Raw genomic sequence first — 18,615 nt, forward strand, 5'->3', positions numbered from 1 at the left:
AATAATTTTAGGTTAGGTTACATTTCTTAATGCCATATATTTAAGTATCATATTGAATGCAGATCAAGTGTAGTGATTCAAGTCTCAGGTTAATGGTGATTGAGATCACACAATAAGGCAGGAAATATGAAAATCTGAGTGATCAGATATATTACAATAGTGATTATGCTGAAAATATTGACGAATCTTTTGGTTGCTGGTTTAATTGCTTTTTGGTTAGGGGCGATCGCTATTTTTTCGATTCAAAATATTAGTGCTGTTTCCTTAACCTTTTTATTATGGCAATCGATTAAACTACCTATTGGGGTTTTACTCGCTTTTTGTGTGGGCGGTGGTTTCATCTTAGGGGCATTATTCCCTATCCTGTGGCAACCCCTCAAACCCAAGGGAAAACGACGTTTATCGAGAGAAACTCAATCCTCAAATGATTTTGATTTTGACTTTGATCAATAAAAACGAGGCAATAACCCATGAGTAACGCCCATATTTTGGTCGTTGAAGATGAAGCCAAACTCGCTCAATTTATTGAGTTAGAATTAAAATATGAAGGCTATCAAATTACCGTGGTTAATGACGGTTTATCGGGGTTAACCACCGCCAGAGAAATTAACCCTGACCTAATTTTATTAGATTGGATGTTGCCTGGTATTTCTGGCTTAGAAATTTGTAAACGCCTCCGCCAAACAGGGAGTAAGGTTCCCATTGTGTTAGTCACTGCTAAAGATGATATCAGCGATCGCGTGGCGGGACTTGATGCGGGGGCCGATGATTACATTGTCAAGCCTTTTAGTCTCGAAGAATTACTGGCCAGAGTGCGGGCCCACCTAAGACGTAACCAAGACGACAACCCAGACTTACTGCAATTTGAAGATTTAAGCTTAAATCGGAGTACCCGTGCAGTTTATCGAGGCAGTCGTTTAATTGAATTGACAGCCAAAGAATTTGATCTCCTAGAATATCTTATTACTCATCCGCGCCAAGTGTTAACCCGTGACCAAATTTTAGAAAGAGTGTGGGGTTATGACTTTATGGGAGATTCCAATATTATTGAGGTTTATATCCGCTATTTACGCTTAAAATTAGAAGCAGAACAGGAAAAACGCCTCATTCAAACTGTGCGAGGGGTGGGGTATGTACTGCGAGACTGAGACAACATTATAAAAATTTGACAACAGAGAGTCCATAATGAAGCGAGGTTTGCTAGAATAACAGGCGGTCATTCAGCCTAAGAGAGAGTCTTTGAGTCAATCAGTTGATATTCCTACCCTAGATACGTTGGCGCAGGAACTCGCTGCTATCCAGCAAACGGGTTCAAAGCGTATTGCCTTATTAGGTTCGCGCCATGTCCCAATCACTCATCAACAGTTAATTGAAATGATGAGTTATGCTTTGGTTTTAGGTGGTAATCGTTTGATGACATCCGGTGCCACAGGAACCAACGCAGCCGCGATTAAAGGGGCTATGCGGGCCGATCCTAACCTGTTGACGGTCATTTTACCCCAAAGCCTAACAAAGCAGCCTAGAGAGTCTAGAGAGCAACTAGAACAGGTGGTTCATCTGGTAGAAAACCCAGAAAATGACGGATTGTCTTTAGGGGAAGCTAGTGCAATGTGTAACCGAGAAATTGTTACTCGTTGTCAACAATTAATCTGCTTCGCTTTTCATGATAGTCATACCCTATTACAAACCTGTGCTGAAGCAGAAGAACAACGAAAATTGGTGACGTTATTCTACTTTGATTAACGGTTTCACCCATGACTAACCCAACCAACCAAAATCCGGCTAACCTTCCTTGGGGTAAGTCGGATATCTATGTCGGTTTTGATATCTAAAATTAACTTTGTTTAAGGATTATTAAGCTTTGGGGATATGTTAGATATAAACACCATTCGCATTCGTGGCGCAAGGCAACATAACTTAAAAAATATCGATCTCGAACTGCCCCGCGATCGCCTCATCGTTTTTACAGGGGTTTCGGGTTCGGGTAAGTCTTCTTTAGCGTTTGATACCATTTTTGCTGAGGGACAACGGCGTTATGTAGAGTCGTTGAGTGCTTATGCCAGACAGTTTTTAGGACAGTTGGATAAACCTGATGTAGATGCGATCGAAGGGTTAAGTCCTGCTATTTCTATTGACCAAAAATCCACTTCTCATAACCCTCGTTCAACGGTGGGAACGGTAACAGAAATTTATGATTATTTACGGTTATTATTTGGTCGGGCCGGTGAACCTCATTGTCCCCATTGCGATCGCTTAATTTCTCCCCAAACTATTGATCAAATGTGCGATCGGGTTATGGAATTACCTGATCAGACTAAGTTTCAAGTTTTAGCCCCTGTAGTTCGAGGAAAAAAGGGAACCCATAAACAATTATTATCTAGTTTAGCATCCCAGGGATTTGTTAGGGTGCGAGTTAATGGAGATGTTCGAGAACTTTCCGATAATATTGAATTAAATAAAAATCATTATAACAACATTGAAATTGTTGTAGATCGCTTAATCAAAAAAGAGGGAATTCAAGAAAGATTAGTAGATTCCTTAAGCACTTGTCTCAAACATGGGGAAGGATTAGCTACCATTGATATCTTGGCAGAAAATAATGACAAAGACAAGGATAATTTAGAAAATAATGTTTCGGAAATCATGTTTTCTGAAAACTTTGCTTGTCCTGAACATGGGGCAGTTATGGAAGAATTATCTCCTCGTTTATTCTCGTTTAATTCTCCCTATGGAGCTTGTCCTAATTGTCATGGATTAGGAAGTTTGCGGCAATTTTCCCCTGATTTAGTGATACCTGATCTCAAGGCTCCTTTATATGCTGCTGTTGCTCCTTGGTCAGAAAAAGACAATTCTTATTATTTGTCTTTATTCTATAGTATTGGACAAGCTTACGACTTTGAGATTCAAACTTCTTGGAATAAATTAACCAAACAGCAACAAGAAATTTTATTATATGGCAGTGATGAACCGATCTGGTTTGAGCAAGATTCTCGCTCGGATGAAAGCAAAGGTTATTATCGTCAGTTTAACGGAATTTTAGCGATTTTAGAGCGTAATTATCAAGAAAGTAGCTCAGAAGTTATTAAACAGAAGATGGATAAATATATCGTTGATCAAACCTGCGAAGTTTGTCAAGGAAAACGGCTCAAACCAGAAGCTCTATCTGTTCGTTTAGGACAATACAGCATTGATGATTTAACCAGTGTTGCCATTGATAAATGCTTGCAGAGAATTGAGGAATTAAAATTAACTTCAAGACAAAAATTAATTGGAGAATTAGCCCTAAAAGAAATCAAAAATCGCTTAGAATTCCTCTTAGATGTCGGTTTAGATTATTTGACTTTAAATAGAGGAACTATTACTTTATCTGGTGGAGAAGCCCAAAGAATTCGTTTGGCGACACAAATTGGTTCAGGATTAACAGGGGTTTTATATGTTTTAGATGAACCAAGTATTGGGTTACATCAACGAGATAATGGACGGTTATTAACTACCTTAAAAAAACTGAGAGATTTAGGTAATACATTGATTGTTGTTGAACATGATGAAGAAACTATTCGTGCTGCAGATTATCTAGTTGATATTGGCCCTTTAGCGGGAATTCATGGGGGAGAAATTATTTGTCAAGGAGATTTAAAGACCTTATTAAACTCAAAAAAATCATTGACAGCAGATTATTTGTCCGGTAAAAAAGTGATAGAAACTCCAGCCAAACGTCGCAAAGGTAATGGAATGTCTCTTTGCTTAAAACATTGCAATGCTAACAATTTAAAAAATATTAGTGTTGAAATTCCCTTGGGAAAATTAGTCTCTATTACGGGGGTTTCTGGTTCAGGCAAATCTACTTTAGTCAATGAATTATTATATCCTGCACTGCAACATCATTTAACAAAAAAAATCCCCTTTCCTAAACAGATGAATGAGATGACTGGACTCAATGCAATTGATAAAGTGATTGTCATTGATCAGTCTCCTATTGGGAGAACACCTCGTTCTAACCCTGCAACTTATACGGGCATTTTTGATGGAATCAGAGAGCTTTTTTCTCAAACCGTAGAAGCAAAAGCAAGGGGTTACAAACCTGGGCAATTTTCCTTTAATGTTAAAGGAGGAAGATGTGAAAATTGTGGGGGTCAAGGGGTTAATATAATTGAGATGAATTTCTTACCGAATGTCTATGTTCAATGCGAAGTTTGTAAGGGTGCAAGATACAACCGAGAAACCCTACAAGTGAAGTATAAAGGTCATTCTATTGCTGATGTTTTAAACATGACAGTAGAAGAAGCATTGAGTGTATTTGAAAATATTCCTAAAGCAGTTAGTCGTTTACAAACTTTAGTCGATGTTGGATTAGGTTATATTAAATTAGGACAGTCTGCTCCTACCTTATCAGGAGGGGAAGCACAGAGGGTAAAATTAGCTTCAGAATTATCCCGTAGAGCAACAGGAAAGACCTTATATTTGATTGATGAACCCACTACCGGATTATCTTTTTATGATGTACATCATCTCTTAAATGTGTTACAAAGATTAGTAGATAAAGGCAATTCTATTTTAGTTATTGAACATAATTTAGATGTGATTCGCTGTTCAGATTGGATTATTGATTTAGGGCCAGAAGGTGGGGATAAAGGAGGAGAAGTTGTTACTTTTGGAACACCGGAAGAAGTTGCTAAAAATCCTCACTCTTATACAGGAAAATATTTAAAATCTGTCCTGAAACAATATCCCATCCAGAAGACATAATAACCAAAATGCACAACAGCTTAACTAAATTCATTAAGCAGCAATAATTTTTTCATACTCATTCCCCAAGGCTTCCCAAGTATAATTATTCTCAATATACTCTCGACCATTTTTAGATAAAGTATCACGTAAATTACCATCCTCAAATAAATCACTAATCCTATTAATATATTCTTCTATAGTATTTGCTCTTAAAGCCCTTAAAGGAACATTTTTTCCCGCCACTTCCATTCCTTCTAAACCGCGATCGCTTGCCACCACAGGAACCCCTGCGGCCATAGCTTCAAGGGTTTTAAATTTCATGCCAAACCCTGTCCGCAAGGGAATAACTGCCACTGTTGCTCGATGCAAATAATCAACAACAGAAGGGACTCTTCCTGTTACTGTAATACCAGGAAGTTTGGCTAATGCTTGTACTTCAGGAGAGGGTTTAGACCCCACTAATGTTAAGGTTGTATTGGGATATTTTGTTTGCAATAATGGCAAAACTTCTTGACTAAAAAAGACAGCACCGTCAATATTAACAAAATAGTCTAATCCCCCAACAAATATTAACTGATGTCCTCCTGGATCATGAGAACGATAAGGAAAGGTTTTTAAGTCTACACCATTAGCAATTAAAGCAATTTTTGCATTGGGAGCAAAGTCCCGCATTTGTTTCTCATCTTCATCTGTTGTCACAACAACTTGGGAAAATTTAGAGAGAGTCCGTTGTTCATAACGACGCAACAAAGGAAGGTAAAGACGATCTCTTAGCTGATTTTCTGAGGTTCCTGTTGCTAATTGATTTAAACAAGTTTTATACACAGAACTATGAATATCAATAACAGTTTTTATTTTGTGTTTCCACTGGGGACGAATATAAATTTCATTAACACTATGCTCACAAGTAATGACATCAAACCGTTGCTCAGCTACTGCTTGATCTATCCATTGTTGAATTTCTTCTAGATAAAGATAGCGCACATTGGGAGGAGTTCCTTCTAAAAAAAATTGACTAAACCTCATAACTTTATCCAAAAATCCGTTGGTGTCTCCGGTAGGACAGGGAAACACCTTTAAGTCTGTAACATAAGTACGGAGTTGTTCAATTTCTTCCTTGGTAACGTCTTCCGTTAATTGAGTAATTAATGTAGTATCGTGAATTTGACTGATAAATTTGAGTAAATTAAACGTTCTTCCTTGAGTTCCCCCACGACTAGGTGGATAGGGAAAAGTAGCACAAATCATCAATATTTTCATGGCTTTATTTGTTAGGTTGCTCACGAGTTTTTTGCTCGATTATAATTTTACAATAAAAGTTTAGCGTTAAAAATCTTACCCCAAACCCCGAACCCCTATAAGATCCAAGATCCCCTGAAAACTAAATTTCTTGTCCGTCTAATTCACTAAAAATCAGAAACCGTGTTATTATGGAAGATGAGACAGTTAAGTATCGGTAGTAGATTTTGTTATCAGCATTGACAGGTATTTCCCGTTCAGCCTTGGTATGATTCTCTCCGACCGCTCAATCTCTACAAACATCCTAGATTCACGGAGATAATCCCAAATGTCAATTTATGTAGGCAACCTATCCTATGACGTTACTGAAGCTGACCTTAACTCGGTATTTGCCGATTATGGTTCAGTCAAGCGCGTTCATATCCCCACTGACCGTGACACCGGTCGGATGCGTGGCTTTGCTTTCGTCGAAATGGACTCTGTCACCCAAGAAGAGACCGCTATTTCTACCCTAGACGGAGCAGAGTGGATGGGACGCACTTTAAAGGTCAACAAAGCCAAAGAACGTGAACAACGTTCTGGAGGAGGCGGCTCCTTCGGTGGCGGCGGCGGTAGAGGTCGACGCAACCAATACTAAGACCTAAATTAAGTCAATCAGGAGTAGGGGATTATTCGATTTTCTACTCCTTTTTTTGTTGTTGCATCTTATATTCAATCATCATTTTTACCAAGTCTGGCATCTTGTATTGCGCTTTCCAGCCTAATTTTTCCCATGCTTTACTGGGATTTCCGCAACTATAGGCAAGATCGGTAGGACGAAATAAGTTGGGATTTGTACTGACATAATCTTGCCAATTTAACCCTAAATAATCAAAGGTTTGTATCACAAATTCTTCCAAAGAATAGCTTTCTCCCGTAGCAATTACATAGTCATCCGGTTGAGATTCTTGTAACATTAAATACATGGCTTTAACATATTCTGGGGCCCAACCCCAATCTCGTTTAATGCTTACATTACCTAACTGTAATTTTTGAGAAATTCCTTGAGCAATATTACAAGCTGCGCTGACAATCTTTTGGGTAACAAATCGTTGGGGACGCAAGGGAGATTCATGGTTAAATAGAATCCCTGAACAGGCAAAAATTCCGTAAGCTTCTCGATAATTGGACACTTCCCAAAAAGCCGCAGATTTGGCAACAGCATAGGGACTACGGGGACGAAAAGGGGTTAATTCATCGGCAGGAGAAACCCCAATATCCCCAAAACATTCACTCGATCCCGCATTATAAAACTTAATTGGTGCGCCAGTAAATCGAATCGCTTCTAACAGATTTAATGTCCCGGTAGCAATACTTTCTAAGGTTTCGACAGGTAACTCAAAAGACAATCCTACAGAACTTTGGCCTGCTAAATTATAAACTTCTTCAGGCTGCACTTTATTTAATACTTGCAAGACACTCCGAAAATCATTGAGAGACATAGATTCAATTTTGATTTGCTCCCGAATCCCTAAACGGATTAAATTCTGAAATGATGAGATCTGAGCATCTCGTGATGTCCCAAAAACAATATAACCTTGAGCGAGGAGAAATTGAGCCAGATAAGACCCATCTTGACCAGAAATGCCACAAATTAAAGCCGTTTTTTGTCCCATAAATTTAGTGATTTGTGTTCTTAATTGTTCTTAGGGGTTAATAATAATTGTATCGCTTCCTTTAAATAGCCAATTTGGCCATAAGCATAGACTAGATTATCAAAACTGAGAGCAGGATTAGTCATATATTTTAACGATTTATATAACCCCCTTATTAACCTTTCTCCTCCCCTTCCCAATTGAACAATTCCCGTGCGCCCCGCAATTTCCTCTCGATAACATTCACTTACTCCTTGCCACCAACTACGTCGTAAAAACCAGCCCGGTTTGAGTCTTTCGGGGGACACATTATGGGCTACTAAGGCATCAGGAAGATAGGCTACTTCCCAGCCTTGGGTTAAGGCCAATTCTGTCACAAAAAGTTCCTCATTGGAAAGGAGTTTTTTGCCGACTCTACCTAAATTAACATCAAACCCCCCAATTTTTTCTAAAAATGACCGTCTGAGGGAGTAATTTAAGCCTCTAGGGGTTAACTGAGGATTGGTAATGGAAACCATTTTATCACCTAAATCGTAGGCTCCTAACCCTCCCGCTAAATCTTCAGAAATCCATTGAGGGGGAGATATCTCTTCTGGCCAGATTAAGGTAACTTTGCCCCCGGCGATCGCCAATTTTTCCTGATTTTGATAAGCATCCACCAAAACCCGCAACCATTGGGGAGAGGCGATCGCATCATCATCAAGATAGGCTAAAATGGGCGCGGTGGTTTCTTTGGCCCCTGTATTACGTGCCACTGATAGCCCCAAAATTGGCTCATAAACGTACTTTAAACGGGGATGGGACAAACGAGACTCTACCACCTGTTTTGTGGTGTCTGTGGAGCCATTATCCACTACCAGGATCTCATAATTTGTGCCTTCTTGGGCTAATAAACTATCAATTGCATCTCCTAAATAGCGATCGCGGTTATGGGTACAAATAATGGCAGCAATGTCATACATGATTTAAAATTTTCTGGGCTATAAGTGGTCACTGCTAAGTATATTATTTAACGTGGGTAAATGAGTGGCCATTGATCGGGAGAAGTTCTATAATTTATTTTTTGTAGGGGTAATTCATGAATTACCCCTACAAGCATAACATAGATAAAATTATTGGCAATGTTTATTAATTAAATACATTAAAGATTGATTTGTTTTATTTTCAATGACATTCTCTAGGTTATATAAGTTTAATATTTCGAGTAAAAAAATTATTCTAGAATCAAACTTTTTAGGTATACTTTGATTAAATTGTTCTTTGGTTAAATTATCGGTATTTTGATATTTAGTTGATTTAGGAATACCAAGGGTTTCAAATCCTACTTTATCTAATCCTGCATAGTACCAACTTTCAATCTCTTTGCAAACGACAATAATTTTATTAGTATCAATATTTGTTATTTCTTGCTTAATTTTATTCTTTTTGGTAGTAATACAAGTAAAAGAATCAATGTCAGCTAAATAAAAATAATCAGCTTTCGTCCCCATCGCAATAATACTACTAATAAAGTCTTTTTTGAATTTAGATGTTTTTTGAGAATATTTAATAACTGAAATCTTATTATAGCTTTCTTGGAAACAAGGTTTAAGAATTTTTTCAACAAATCTTTCATCCTCTGGCCCTTCTACCCAAATAAATAATTGTTTATAGGTCATTTCTTATTTACCTAATTCTAATAAGTTTTGGATATAAAGTTCTTCTACTCTAATTTCATTTTCTAAGAAGATTTTAACTTGTTCACTATCAGAAGGTCTAGTAATTTGAGAAAATCCTTCTTCATCTCTTGTTATTAATAATATGTCTTCTAAGTTAGCATATTTAACTATTTCTGGGTTATGAGTTGTAATTAAAGTTTGTTTGTTTTTAGACGCATCTTTCATCATTTCTACAACTTTACTGATCAGATGGGGGTGAATGTTTCTTTCGGGTTCTTCAATAATGGTAAATGATGTATTACTGAAGTACAAAGCGACGATTAAGGCTATAATATTAATGGTGCCATCGGAGATAAAAGCAGCAGGGAAATATTCATTGTTTTTAGCGTAGGTTTCTTTTAGTTTAAACATCAATGATTTATCAGCAAATTTCTCAACTTCTAATTTATCAATGAAGGGTAATAAGTCCCTGACAAAATTAGAGAGTTTTCTGTTTTTTTCAGGATCTCTCAGAATTTTATTGAGGACAATGGCTAAATTACTGCCATCTTCTTCTAAGTCTATTTTACCTGTTATGGGTGCGGCTTTTTTGGGTAGTTTAGGCTCAAAGTCAAAGATACCAATTTTATCGAATCGTTGATGATATATTATTGGAAAACCAAACACAAAAAAAGGAGTTTGTAAAAGTAAAAAATTAGGTTCTAATTGACTCCTCTCAACTGATTTTTTTATTGTTTCTAGATATTTATTAAGACCATCATCATCAAGTATTTCTACATTGGCTGACTCATCAAAAAGATTTAAGTTAAAATCAAACTTCAACTTATTTTCTCCTAAAGAAGAAAGTATTTCTGCTGTTCCCAAAAAATCTTTTTCTCTATTTTCTATGATTTTTAAAAGATCACATTTATAAATTAATTCATCTTTAAAAATATGATATTTGTTTTTATCAATGTCATCAAATTGAACATTAAATTTATAATTTAATTCTTTAATATGAAAGAATAGATCCGATTCAGTATTAAATGGTTTTAACAAACAATTTTTATAAGAAAAAACAATTTCTAAAGAAAAATTTTGACTTGTACCAATTTGATTATTTCTAAAATACTCAACACCACCTTGTAAAGAAATGGCATTTTCTAAGCCATATTTTTCAATATCTTTAAGAAACTTAAAAATCTCAACAAAATTAGATTTACCCGAAGCATTAGACCCAATGACAACATTAAAATCATTAAAATGGATCGTACAATCTTTAAAAGTTTTAAAATTACAAACTCGAATACTTTTGATCTTCATTGATTTAACAATAATCGACGAATAAGGTGGGCAATGCCCACCCTACAATTAGTTGGCGGTTTGCTCTGGGGGTTTCTCCTTTTTATCCTTCTTGTCTTCTGGTTTTTTGCCTTCTTTTTCCGCTTTATAAGTGGCTAATATTTCATCAACTTCTTGCCGCATTTGTTGATGTTTTTCTACCCCTTCATAAGCAAAACGGTTGAAATTATTTCGGACAATTTCCACCTCAATATATTTCACGCGATCGCTAGTATCAGGGTGTGTAGATAACCAAGCAGGGGGACGGTTTTTATGTTCATCGTTCATTACTACCATCAAATTTCGTACCCCGTCAGCAGCGTAACCCGTAGCAGCGAGTAAACGAGTGCCAAATAAGTCCGCTTGTTGTTCCATCTCTCGACTATAACTGAGAACAGCGAGACTATTGGCCAAACCGCCCACATAGGGGATATAGTCCACTACACTGCTGGTTAAGGCACTTTGGGTCATCTGTTGGAAGCCGTGGGAAAGGACAGTATGGGCTAATTCATGGGCCAATAACCCCGCTAACTCGGCCTCTGAATCTGTTTTAGCGATCGCCCCGGCATTAACAAAAATCTTACCACCTGGCAAAGCAAAGGCATTGATATTTTCATCCATGACCACATAGAATTCATAGTTAAATTCCTCTCGTCCGGCGGCTTTAGCTAATTTCTGCCCAATTTCATTAACATAGGCTAAAACTTCGGGATCATCAACCAATTTGAGTTGATTTTTCATCCCTTCCGCATAACTTTGGCCAATAGCTGATTCCCCTTGTAACAAAAGATAACTGGTTTGTAAAGTAGATAGGGGAGCAAAGACATTTCCCATTAAAGCGGCACCGACACCACCCATAACGGCATTTCCTACCATATTCCAGGCCATTTGTGATTGTAAGTCCCCTTGATAACGAGCTAAATTATCATCAGCCCGTTTTTTAAACTCTGCTGCCCGAAAATGATCCTGATTAAAAATCGCAAACTGACGGGCGGTTAAGGAAGCGGCTAACCAGTTTTTAGCTTCTTCATCAGCAGCAATTTTAGCATCAACTAAGGGTGCTTCATTGGGATAAAGCGTCGCCGCAGTAGTTAAGATTTCCCGCGCTTCATCAGGGCGTTTATCTTGTTCTAGGGCTTCAGCATACTTAAGATGACCTGGAATAAATTCAGGGTATTTTGCCGATAAGAGTTGTAATGGGGCTAAACGTTTGCTCTTGTAAACCTGATTATCCGTTAAACTTTCCTGATAGAGTCGCCAATAAACCCCACCCCCTGGTAACAACTGTTCTGGTTCATAAACCGCTTGAGCAAGCATTTCTCGGTTTAATTCTGCTTCTTTGCCAAAGGGTTCTTTGGCATCACGGTAGAATCTTTCTGCTAATAAGGTATCACCGCAACGATAAAAATGATCTCCTTTGGCCAGGGTTTGATAACGGGCAATGTCTTCAGGAGAAGGGGCGTTAGTTGCTTCTGAGGTGGTTTCAGGGTCTGCTGTGGGGGGTTTTTCTAAGGCTGAGGCCCCTTGAGTGGGGAGAGGGGTTTGAGTTTCTTTTTGAGCGACTTCTATAGGAGTTGCAAAGGGATGTTGTGCCAAAGGAGGCGCACTTTCACAACTATTTGCTGTTTCTGGGGTGGTTGTCTGAGTAGCTTCTGTTTCAGTTTCTGTTGAAGGGGAAGTTACAGGGGCCGGTTTTTTATGTTCGGGTTGTTTTTTGTCAGTATTAACTACTTCCGGGGTAGTTTCCGTTAATAGGGGAGTTACAGCCTCCGCTTTTGTCGGTTCGGGCTGTTTTTTGTCGATATTAAGCGATTCATGCTTGCTTTCTGGCGGTTGTAATTCAGCAATGTGGGGGATTTCTTCGGGAATAATTTCAGTTGTATGATTATAGGAGGATTTAGAGATCTCAAAGGACGTGCTATCTAGGGGAACGATCTCTGAGGTCAAATCAGCCTTTAATGGTGCGGTTTCCGGTTGGGGTAATGTTTGGGCGAATGTTGCCGTCGGACAAAGAATGCTTGCAAGAATTAGAGATAAGTGCCAGTTTAGTCTCATAAAACAATCCTTTATTTATTATAGATGGGGGATATGATGTTGTCGCCCAGTGTTCTCTCTATGTTATAGACAATGTTTGAGGCTGAAACATCTTTTAGTATAATTTTAGGTTTAAGCACAGACCCTATCTGTAGGGGTAATTTATGAATTACCCCTACACAAAACCTAATTTATTTTTCCTTAACAACTATCTCATGGTGTTGCCAGAGGACTCCCGTTAAATTTCTCAGTAAAAAAAGACTCACAGAAATTAACGGGAGACGGGGCTTTTAAAGGGCGGAAATAGTTCCGCCCTTTAAAAGCCCCTCATGAATGGCCACCAATATATTAATCCGACCGATTTTGGTTAATTTAGTGCTACAATCATTATCACCCAGTGACCAGTAATGTGGGCTAGGTAAAACAAAAAACGAAAAAGAAGTACCAAGAAAACTTAAAGCTTCGGCTTCGCTCAGCTTTAACACCGAGCGTAGTCGAGGTGTTAAGAGTCAAAGTATGGGGTTTTAACCACTAAATCTCTGGTTATGTAAAACTTTGAGAGATTAGAATAATCTGATACTTTTTGCGGTCGGGCAGCCCGTGTTCACAGAATAGAAACCAGGAAACATAAAAAGCTTGTGGAGTCGGTTTGACGGGGGCATCGCCTAGTTAAGAGGCAATCTGAAAGAAACAAGAATCTCCCGTTACAATCTTTGATTTAACGGGAGAGTGTCAAAATCTAAAGACAAAATCCCTGACTAATTAGCTGAGACTTTGGTGGCGTGAGACAGTATATATGTTCACAAACTCCTCCACCGAAGGCTACGGTTGACTCAAATCACGATACAATCAAGTTTCATGCCTGATGAGTAGATTTGAGTAAGTTTTATCTAGCGGATTGTCAATTTCTGATGAGTAAGAGCAACTAAAGGGATGGCCACTTCTACCTCGACTACGCCAAAAGGGTCTACTGTTGTTGATCGTAAGACCTATCCTAACTATAAAGTCATTGTCCTCAACGATGATTTTAATACCTTTGAACACGTGGCTAACTGCCTAATGAAGTATATCCCGTCCATGACTAAAGAACGCGCTTGGGAACTCACTGAACAAGTTCACTATCAAGGTTTAGCAACGGTGTGGGTGGGGCCCCAAGAACAAGCGGAACTCTATCACCAACAACTGCGACGGGAGGGGTTAACTATGGCCCCTTTGGAGGAAGCATAAATCATGAGTCAAGAAGACAAGGGCCGGTTAGTTTGGAACCATTCTACTCATGTTGATGGGTTAATTCCCATTCTTGAAAAGTTAATTAATTATACTGGAATTCGTACTGTAACTCCTGGGGTTATTAGTCGTTCTAGGGGCCATTCTCCTCATTTAAAATTGCGGGTGTCGGTTCCCATTCGAGGAGGTTATAAGGCGATCGCTAGACAGGGAAAAACGGTACAAGAGGTCTTTATTGTCACAAATTTAAGTCAAAAAGAACTGGAATCAGCGATTAATACGGTACTCAATTAAGTTATTTAAAAAAGTTTGTGTTTTTTTTGCGCTATTGTTTTTTTATACTTATTTTATGGCTATCTTTGTTTATTTTTGCTTCCCCAAGTTTTGCTGATGCTGAACGCATTCCCCTGACCCTAGATTTACTTCAAGAACGCCTTAATTCACCCCAAATTGAAGAAGGAATATCGACCATTGATCTCAGCCATTTTGTGATTGATTTAACTCCAGAAAATAGGGAATTTCGAGAGGAATTTTATCAGCAGTTACAAAGTCGTCTCAATCGTTCAGATCAGGTCATTGGGTTAGATTTTAGTAATGGGTTGATTCAAGGGGATTTTATTACCAGTCGTCTGGGATTAAGAACGGTTCTTTCCTCAGAAGCTTTACCTCAAATTCTAACAGAAATTGAAACTAAAATAGTGACAGCAGATGAACAGTTTTCCTCAAATCCTGGGGACATACTAACCTCAGTAATCTTGTTAAGAAGTTCGGTCAAACTTAATGATACTTTGATTACAGGTAAAGCTGATTTTAGGGGGACATTTTTTTTGCAAAAGTTAGAAGCTAAGCAAGCAAAATTTACCCAAGAAATTGATTTTAGTCAATGTCATTTTGCAAGAACATCTGATTTTAGTCAGGCAGTTTTTGGTAGAGATGTTAATTTTAATTTAGCTAATTTTCGGAAAAAAGTTAAATTTATTCAAACAACATTTCAAGGAGAAGCGAACTTTATTCGCAGTCAGTTTCAAGAAGAAGCTGATTTTAGTCAAGCAGAATTCATCAAAATTGCTAATTTTCAGCACAGTTTATGGTCAGAATATGTAAATTTTAGTAATATCAATTGGCGAGATCGGGTAATTTTTTCTAACAGTATTTTTTCTGAATCTGTTAGCTTTTTAAATTCGACATTTGAAAAAAGTATTTCTTTTAGAAAGACCTATTTTCGGGTTTTGTTGAGTTTAAAAGATATTAAAATATTAGGAACAATGGATTTTAGTAATGCTGAATTTTTTCGGGTTCGAGGGGTTAATATTTCTGGATTAGCATTTGAATCTGATGGGGCTAAAATTTTCGGCGATACAGGTAGTATTGGGAGAGTAATGTATTTGAATAATTTGGAGGGTAATGAAACTGTTTTACGGAATTTAATCCAAAATTTTCGCAAATTAGAACAAATACCCGATGCAAATCAATTAGACTATAAGACTCAGAAGTTAAAACAAGAACAGTTAATAACTCAACTCATTAAAAACCCTTATCTTCAAATTTTCAGATTAACTTTTATTAAATTAATTATTCATTTTGTTTTTTTGAGTATTTTATTATTATTGAGTGATTACGGTACAAATTTTAACTTAATTTTTGGAGTAGGACTCATTAATATTGGCTATTTTGGGGTATTATTTTGGTTAGTAGATCGTTGGAGACGAAGACTTCCCAATCCTATTTTACCTAACCAATATGATATTATTTGTATGCTGATTAGTGGATTATTATTAATAGGAATGGGAACAGTAGAAATTGTTAATGCTGCTGAAAATTATATCATTACATTAATTTGTTTGGGATTAATTTTAGTCCCGATTCCTATTGCATTACTCGGTAGGATTTATCAAGGTGGAAGATATCATGATTTGATGGAAAGTTCCTATTTTGTTATGGATGGAGCATTGAGACAATTACAATTATTAATTGTTCGTTTACCCATTATTCCTGAATTCCATTTTTTCCGCGATCGCTATACCCCTTTAGTCTGGGAAAGGCGGTGGAATTGGCTAAATTATTATGATTTTAGCTTAAATAATTTTCTGAAATTAGGATTTAATGACATTCGATTGCGGGATCAACATATTCCTGGTTTAATTACAACCTTGGTGTGGTATCAATGGAGTTTGGGAATCCTCTATATTGTCTTACTATTATGGACGCTATCTCGCACAATTCCCGGATTGAATGTATTAATTTATTTGAAATAAATAGGTAGTAATAAATAATTTAGGGGCGAACATCAGTTCGCCCCTACGATAATTCATAAATCATCACTTATTCCTCATTCCTTATCTTCAAAATCCTCATCCGTTGGGTTGTTAATTTCTTCTTTAAAACCCCGTAAGGTTTTCCCTAGAGAAGATCCCAATTCAGGAATTTTCTTAGGGCCAAAGATCAACAAGGCAGCCAAGAGAATTATACCAACTTCAGGCCATCCTAATCCAAACATATTGTCTCCAAAGGTTAAGTTATTTTGGAAGTGATTAACATCAGGTTCAATCTCAGTATATCCTAAAACATAGGATCTTTTATTGATTATGTCTCAGAGACGCTGATTACAATTCAACCATGACTATTTTAGAAACCTCCCCCACCACGTTGCAATTACATCCGTTAATTCGTGAGTTAGCTGATGTTATTTTAGCCCATTGGCAGCAATATCTTGAGTTAAGTCCCTATCAGTTACCCGATGGATTAGGATATGTTGAGGGGAAACTGGAAGGGGAAAAACTCGTCATTGAAAATCGTTGCTATCAAACCCCTCAATTTCGGAAAATGCACCTAGAGTTAGCTAAGGTAGGACAAGGGTTAGACATTCTCCATTGTGTCATGTTTCCCCGTCCTGAATATTCCCTTCCCATGTTTGGGTGTGATATTGTAGCAGGACGGGGTGCAGTCAGTGCAGCGATCGCGGATTTATCTCCTGCTAACCCTCAGTTAAGCTTGTCTGATGCCTATCGTCAAGCTTTATCCCAACTTCCCACCCCAAACTTTTCTGATACCCGTGATTTACCAGAATGGGGAGATATTTTTTCAGATTATTGTTTATTTATTCGTCCGAATAATGAAGTAGAGGGAACCCAGTTTATTAACCGAGTTGGGGATTTTTTAAAGATACATTGTCAACAAGCGACAGTCTCTCAAGCTGTTTCTGCTCAACAACGTATCTTCAACTTAGAGGGACAAGAATATTATTGTCAAAAGCAACAACAAAATGATAAAACTCGTCGGGTTCTAGAGAAAGCATTTGGGGAAGAATGGGCCCATAAATATATGACTCAGGTATTATTTGACTTACCTCCCCATTAATCAGTTAGAAACAATTTTAAAGGTATTGACTAATGAATGAAAAAGCCAAATTATTAGAAACCATCGCCGGGAAAAATCGCGGTTTACTAGCGACAGAAATGGATAAAGTTCGGGTACTTTCTGCCATTGAACAACTCGAAGATCATAACCCAAACCCTCAACCCCTAAAAACCCCAGAGTTGTTAGAAGGCAACTGGCGATTACTTTACACTAGCAGTCGAGGAATTTTAGGATTGGATCGTATTCCCCTTTTACAATTAGGTCAAATCTATCAATATATTCGTGTTGAAGATGCTAAATTGTACAACATTGCTGAAATTGTTGGCGTTCCTTTTTTAGAGGGAATTGTTAGTGTTGCAGCTAGATTTGAATGGATATCTGAACGACGGGTTCAGGTGAAATTTGAACGCTATATTTTAGGACTTCAGAAGTTACTAGGATATACTTCACCCAATCAATTGATTAAAGAAATTGAAGCAGGGAAAAAGTTTTCACCCTTGGATTTTAGTATTGAAAGTCGGGAACAACAAGGATGGTTAGAAATCACTTATTTAGATGAAGATCTTCGTATTGGACGAGGTAATGAGGGTAGTGTTTTTGTTTTAGCCAAAGAGAAAGCTATGGTATAATTAAATTGAATTCCTGCTAAGATATACTATAGCAGTCCTATGTTGATTATGAGTTCAACAATTGACAATGAACAATGGACAATTGACAATTACCTCTACCTAAAAGGTAGAGGATTGAAAATAAGGAAAAATTTTTTAATTTCTCCCCTTAAAAGAGGAGGTTTTAAACCAAATTAACCAATTGTCAATTGTCAATTGTCAATTGTCCATTGATAAGAATCCTAGTAAAAGGTAACAGAGATTTTTCAGAAATTATTTAGGATTGCTATAGGTTTTAACACTGATCTAAAAACGCACTTTACCGATTAAAAAATCAGTAATTATCTCAGGGGAATTTTTCTTAACCCAATAAATAGCCACTGTCCGAAAGCCTCGTTTAGAAAGCCTTGCGACTAATTTCATCATTTTATTAAGAGGACGAAAGCGAAATTTTTTATTAATTAAATTGACTGATCCCACATCATAAAGACAATCAATAATCATTTTAAACGTCGCTTCTTCTCGTTCGACTAAATTTTCAACTAAAATTAAAACATTTTTCTTTTGTTCCGCTTCTAGTTGTTTTGCTTCCGAGAGTTTGGGAACGTATTTAGCCACTTTTACTGAGTTTTTTTGACCTTTACGAGAAACTAACATAAGAAATTTAACGCTAAACTTCCCTATAGGATAAAACATAGTCCCATCATAAACCCCCTTCTCCCTTAAGTCTAGGGTTTATTTGTAAGGGAGGGAGGGAGGAAACGATAAGATAATAAGGTTATCACCCTATGACCCCTAGCTCAAGGTTTG

18 protein-coding genes are annotated in these 18,615 nt (G+C 37.4%); 10 read left to right on the forward strand and 8 right to left on the reverse strand.

Annotated features, from left to right (window positions below; genetic code table 11):
* The first annotated feature begins 165 nt into the window (after window positions 1-165).
* The 4 genes from VB691_RS24480 (at window position 166) to uvrA (ending at window position 4,746) form a co-directional block, all read left to right on the forward strand.
* Window positions 166-453: a LapA family protein gene (locus VB691_RS24480; protein WP_323294140.1), complete on the forward strand. Its 288-nt coding sequence runs from the start codon at window positions 166-168 to the stop codon at window positions 451-453.
* A 17-nt stretch (window positions 454-470) separates the two neighbouring features.
* Window positions 471-1,148, forward strand: a complete 678-nt coding sequence (locus VB691_RS24485; RefSeq protein ID WP_323294141.1) for a response regulator transcription factor — start codon at window positions 471-473, stop codon at window positions 1,146-1,148.
* Window positions 1,149-1,239: 91 nt separating this feature from the next.
* On the forward strand, window positions 1,240-1,743 hold the full coding sequence (locus VB691_RS24490; RefSeq protein WP_323294142.1) for a DNA recombination-mediator protein A: 504 nt from the start codon (window positions 1,240-1,242) through the stop codon (window positions 1,741-1,743).
* A gap of 126 nt (window positions 1,744-1,869) precedes the next feature.
* Window positions 1,870-4,746, forward strand: a complete 2,877-nt coding sequence (uvrA, locus tag VB691_RS24495) for an excinuclease ABC subunit UvrA (protein WP_323294143.1) — start codon at window positions 1,870-1,872, stop codon at window positions 4,744-4,746.
* Window positions 4,747-4,779: 33 nt separating this feature from the next.
* Here uvrA and VB691_RS24500 read toward each other — a convergent pair whose 3' ends face one another.
* Window positions 4,780-5,988, reverse strand: coding sequence for a glycosyltransferase family 4 protein (locus VB691_RS24500; RefSeq protein ID WP_323294299.1), 1,209 nt, complete (start codon window positions 5,986-5,988; stop codon window positions 4,780-4,782).
* 307 nt (window positions 5,989-6,295) lie between these two features.
* On the opposite strand from VB691_RS24500, the gene VB691_RS24505 reads away from it, so the two are divergent.
* Window positions 6,296-6,604, forward strand: coding sequence for an RNA-binding protein (locus tag VB691_RS24505; RefSeq protein WP_323294144.1), 309 nt, complete (start codon window positions 6,296-6,298; stop codon window positions 6,602-6,604).
* Between the two features lie 43 nt (window positions 6,605-6,647).
* Here VB691_RS24505 and VB691_RS24510 read toward each other — a convergent pair whose 3' ends face one another.
* The 5 genes from VB691_RS24510 to VB691_RS24530 form a co-directional block, all read right to left on the reverse strand.
* Complete coding sequence (locus VB691_RS24510) at window positions 6,648-7,622, reverse strand: GDP-mannose 4,6-dehydratase (protein WP_323294145.1); 975 nt, start codon at window positions 7,620-7,622, stop codon at window positions 6,648-6,650.
* Window positions 7,623-7,642: 20 nt separating this feature from the next.
* Entirely contained in the window at window positions 7,643-8,563 is a 921-nt protein-coding gene (locus tag VB691_RS24515) for a glycosyltransferase family 2 protein (RefSeq protein WP_323294146.1), read from the reverse strand.
* Window positions 8,564-8,713: 150 nt separating this feature from the next.
* Window positions 8,714-9,259: a hypothetical protein gene (locus VB691_RS24520; protein WP_323294147.1), complete on the reverse strand. Its 546-nt coding sequence runs from the start codon at window positions 9,257-9,259 to the stop codon at window positions 8,714-8,716.
* A gap of 3 nt (window positions 9,260-9,262) precedes the next feature.
* Entirely contained in the window at window positions 9,263-10,561 is a 1,299-nt protein-coding gene (locus VB691_RS24525) for an AAA family ATPase (RefSeq protein ID WP_323294148.1), read from the reverse strand.
* A gap of 48 nt (window positions 10,562-10,609) precedes the next feature.
* Complete coding sequence (locus VB691_RS24530; RefSeq protein WP_323294149.1) at window positions 10,610-12,634, reverse strand: M48 family metallopeptidase; 2,025 nt, start codon at window positions 12,632-12,634, stop codon at window positions 10,610-10,612.
* A gap of 912 nt (window positions 12,635-13,546) precedes the next feature.
* On the opposite strand from VB691_RS24530, the gene clpS reads away from it, so the two are divergent.
* From clpS to VB691_RS24545, 3 genes are all read left to right on the forward strand, one after another.
* On the forward strand, window positions 13,547-13,840 hold the full coding sequence (gene clpS / locus VB691_RS24535) for an ATP-dependent Clp protease adapter ClpS (RefSeq protein ID WP_323294150.1): 294 nt from the start codon (window positions 13,547-13,549) through the stop codon (window positions 13,838-13,840).
* Between the two features lie 3 nt (window positions 13,841-13,843).
* Window positions 13,844-14,134 carry a DUF2103 domain-containing protein gene (locus VB691_RS24540; protein ID WP_323294151.1) on the forward strand — a complete coding sequence of 97 codons (291 nt, stop codon included), beginning with the start codon at window positions 13,844-13,846 and terminating at the stop codon, window positions 14,132-14,134.
* Window positions 14,135-14,199: 65 nt separating this feature from the next.
* Entirely contained in the window at window positions 14,200-16,095 is a 1,896-nt protein-coding gene (locus VB691_RS24545; RefSeq protein WP_323294152.1) for a pentapeptide repeat-containing protein, read from the forward strand.
* 74 nt (window positions 16,096-16,169) lie between these two features.
* Here the strand turns inward: VB691_RS24545 and tatA are convergent, their stop codons facing one another.
* Window positions 16,170-16,337 (reverse strand): twin-arginine translocase TatA/TatE family subunit, encoded by a 168-nt coding sequence (gene tatA / locus VB691_RS24550; protein WP_323294153.1) that lies wholly within the window; start codon window positions 16,335-16,337, stop codon window positions 16,170-16,172.
* Between the two features lie 119 nt (window positions 16,338-16,456).
* Here tatA and VB691_RS24555 point away from each other — a divergent pair, with 119 nt between their 5' ends.
* Together VB691_RS24555 and VB691_RS24560 are read left to right on the forward strand one after the other, a co-directional pair.
* Window positions 16,457-17,197: a phycocyanobilin:ferredoxin oxidoreductase gene (locus VB691_RS24555; protein WP_323294154.1), complete on the forward strand. Its 741-nt coding sequence runs from the start codon at window positions 16,457-16,459 to the stop codon at window positions 17,195-17,197.
* A 32-nt stretch (window positions 17,198-17,229) separates the two neighbouring features.
* Window positions 17,230-17,826, forward strand: a complete 597-nt coding sequence (locus VB691_RS24560; RefSeq protein WP_323294155.1) for a PAP/fibrillin family protein — start codon at window positions 17,230-17,232, stop codon at window positions 17,824-17,826.
* 285 nt (window positions 17,827-18,111) lie between these two features.
* Here the strand turns inward: VB691_RS24560 and VB691_RS24565 are convergent, their stop codons facing one another.
* Window positions 18,112-18,462 (reverse strand): hypothetical protein, encoded by a 351-nt coding sequence (locus VB691_RS24565; RefSeq protein ID WP_323294156.1) that lies wholly within the window; start codon window positions 18,460-18,462, stop codon window positions 18,112-18,114.
* Between the last annotated feature and the right edge of the window lie 153 nt (window positions 18,463-18,615).

It is taken from the genome of Crocosphaera sp. XPORK-15E, assembly GCF_034931425.1.
Taxonomy (GTDB): Bacteria; Cyanobacteriota; Cyanobacteriia; order Cyanobacteriales; family Microcystaceae; genus UHCC-0190.

Coding starts and splice junctions, on each gene's coding strand:
- VB691_RS24530 (WP_323294149.1), bottom strand. CDS start 12,634: ATGAGACTAAACTGGCACTTATCTCTAATTCTTGCAAGCATTCTTTGT.
- VB691_RS24480 (WP_323294140.1), top strand. CDS start 166: ATGCTGAAAATATTGACGAATCTTTTGGTTGCTGGTTTAATTGCTTTT.
- VB691_RS24525 (WP_323294148.1), bottom strand. CDS start 10,561: ATGAAGATCAAAAGTATTCGAGTTTGTAATTTTAAAACTTTTAAAGAT.
- VB691_RS24540 (WP_323294151.1), top strand. CDS start 13,844: ATGAGTCAAGAAGACAAGGGCCGGTTAGTTTGGAACCATTCTACTCAT.
- tatA (WP_323294153.1), bottom strand. CDS start 16,337: ATGTTTGGATTAGGATGGCCTGAAGTTGGTATAATTCTCTTGGCTGCC.
- uvrA (WP_323294143.1), top strand. CDS start 1,870: ATGTTAGATATAAACACCATTCGCATTCGTGGCGCAAGGCAACATAAC.
- VB691_RS24565 (WP_323294156.1), bottom strand. CDS start 18,462: ATGTTAGTTTCTCGTAAAGGTCAAAAAAACTCAGTAAAAGTGGCTAAA.
- VB691_RS24505 (WP_323294144.1), top strand. CDS start 6,296: ATGTCAATTTATGTAGGCAACCTATCCTATGACGTTACTGAAGCTGAC.
- VB691_RS24515 (WP_323294146.1), bottom strand. CDS start 8,563: ATGTATGACATTGCTGCCATTATTTGTACCCATAACCGCGATCGCTAT.
- clpS (WP_323294150.1), top strand. CDS start 13,547: ATGGCCACTTCTACCTCGACTACGCCAAAAGGGTCTACTGTTGTTGAT.
- VB691_RS24500 (WP_323294299.1), bottom strand. CDS start 5,988: ATGAAAATATTGATGATTTGTGCTACTTTTCCCTATCCACCTAGTCGT.
- VB691_RS24520 (WP_323294147.1), bottom strand. CDS start 9,259: ATGACCTATAAACAATTATTTATTTGGGTAGAAGGGCCAGAGGATGAA.
- VB691_RS24560 (WP_323294155.1), top strand. CDS start 17,230: ATGAATGAAAAAGCCAAATTATTAGAAACCATCGCCGGGAAAAATCGC.
- VB691_RS24555 (WP_323294154.1), top strand. CDS start 16,457: ATGACTATTTTAGAAACCTCCCCCACCACGTTGCAATTACATCCGTTA.
- VB691_RS24485 (WP_323294141.1), top strand. CDS start 471: ATGAGTAACGCCCATATTTTGGTCGTTGAAGATGAAGCCAAACTCGCT.
- VB691_RS24510 (WP_323294145.1), bottom strand. CDS start 7,622: ATGGGACAAAAAACGGCTTTAATTTGTGGCATTTCTGGTCAAGATGGG.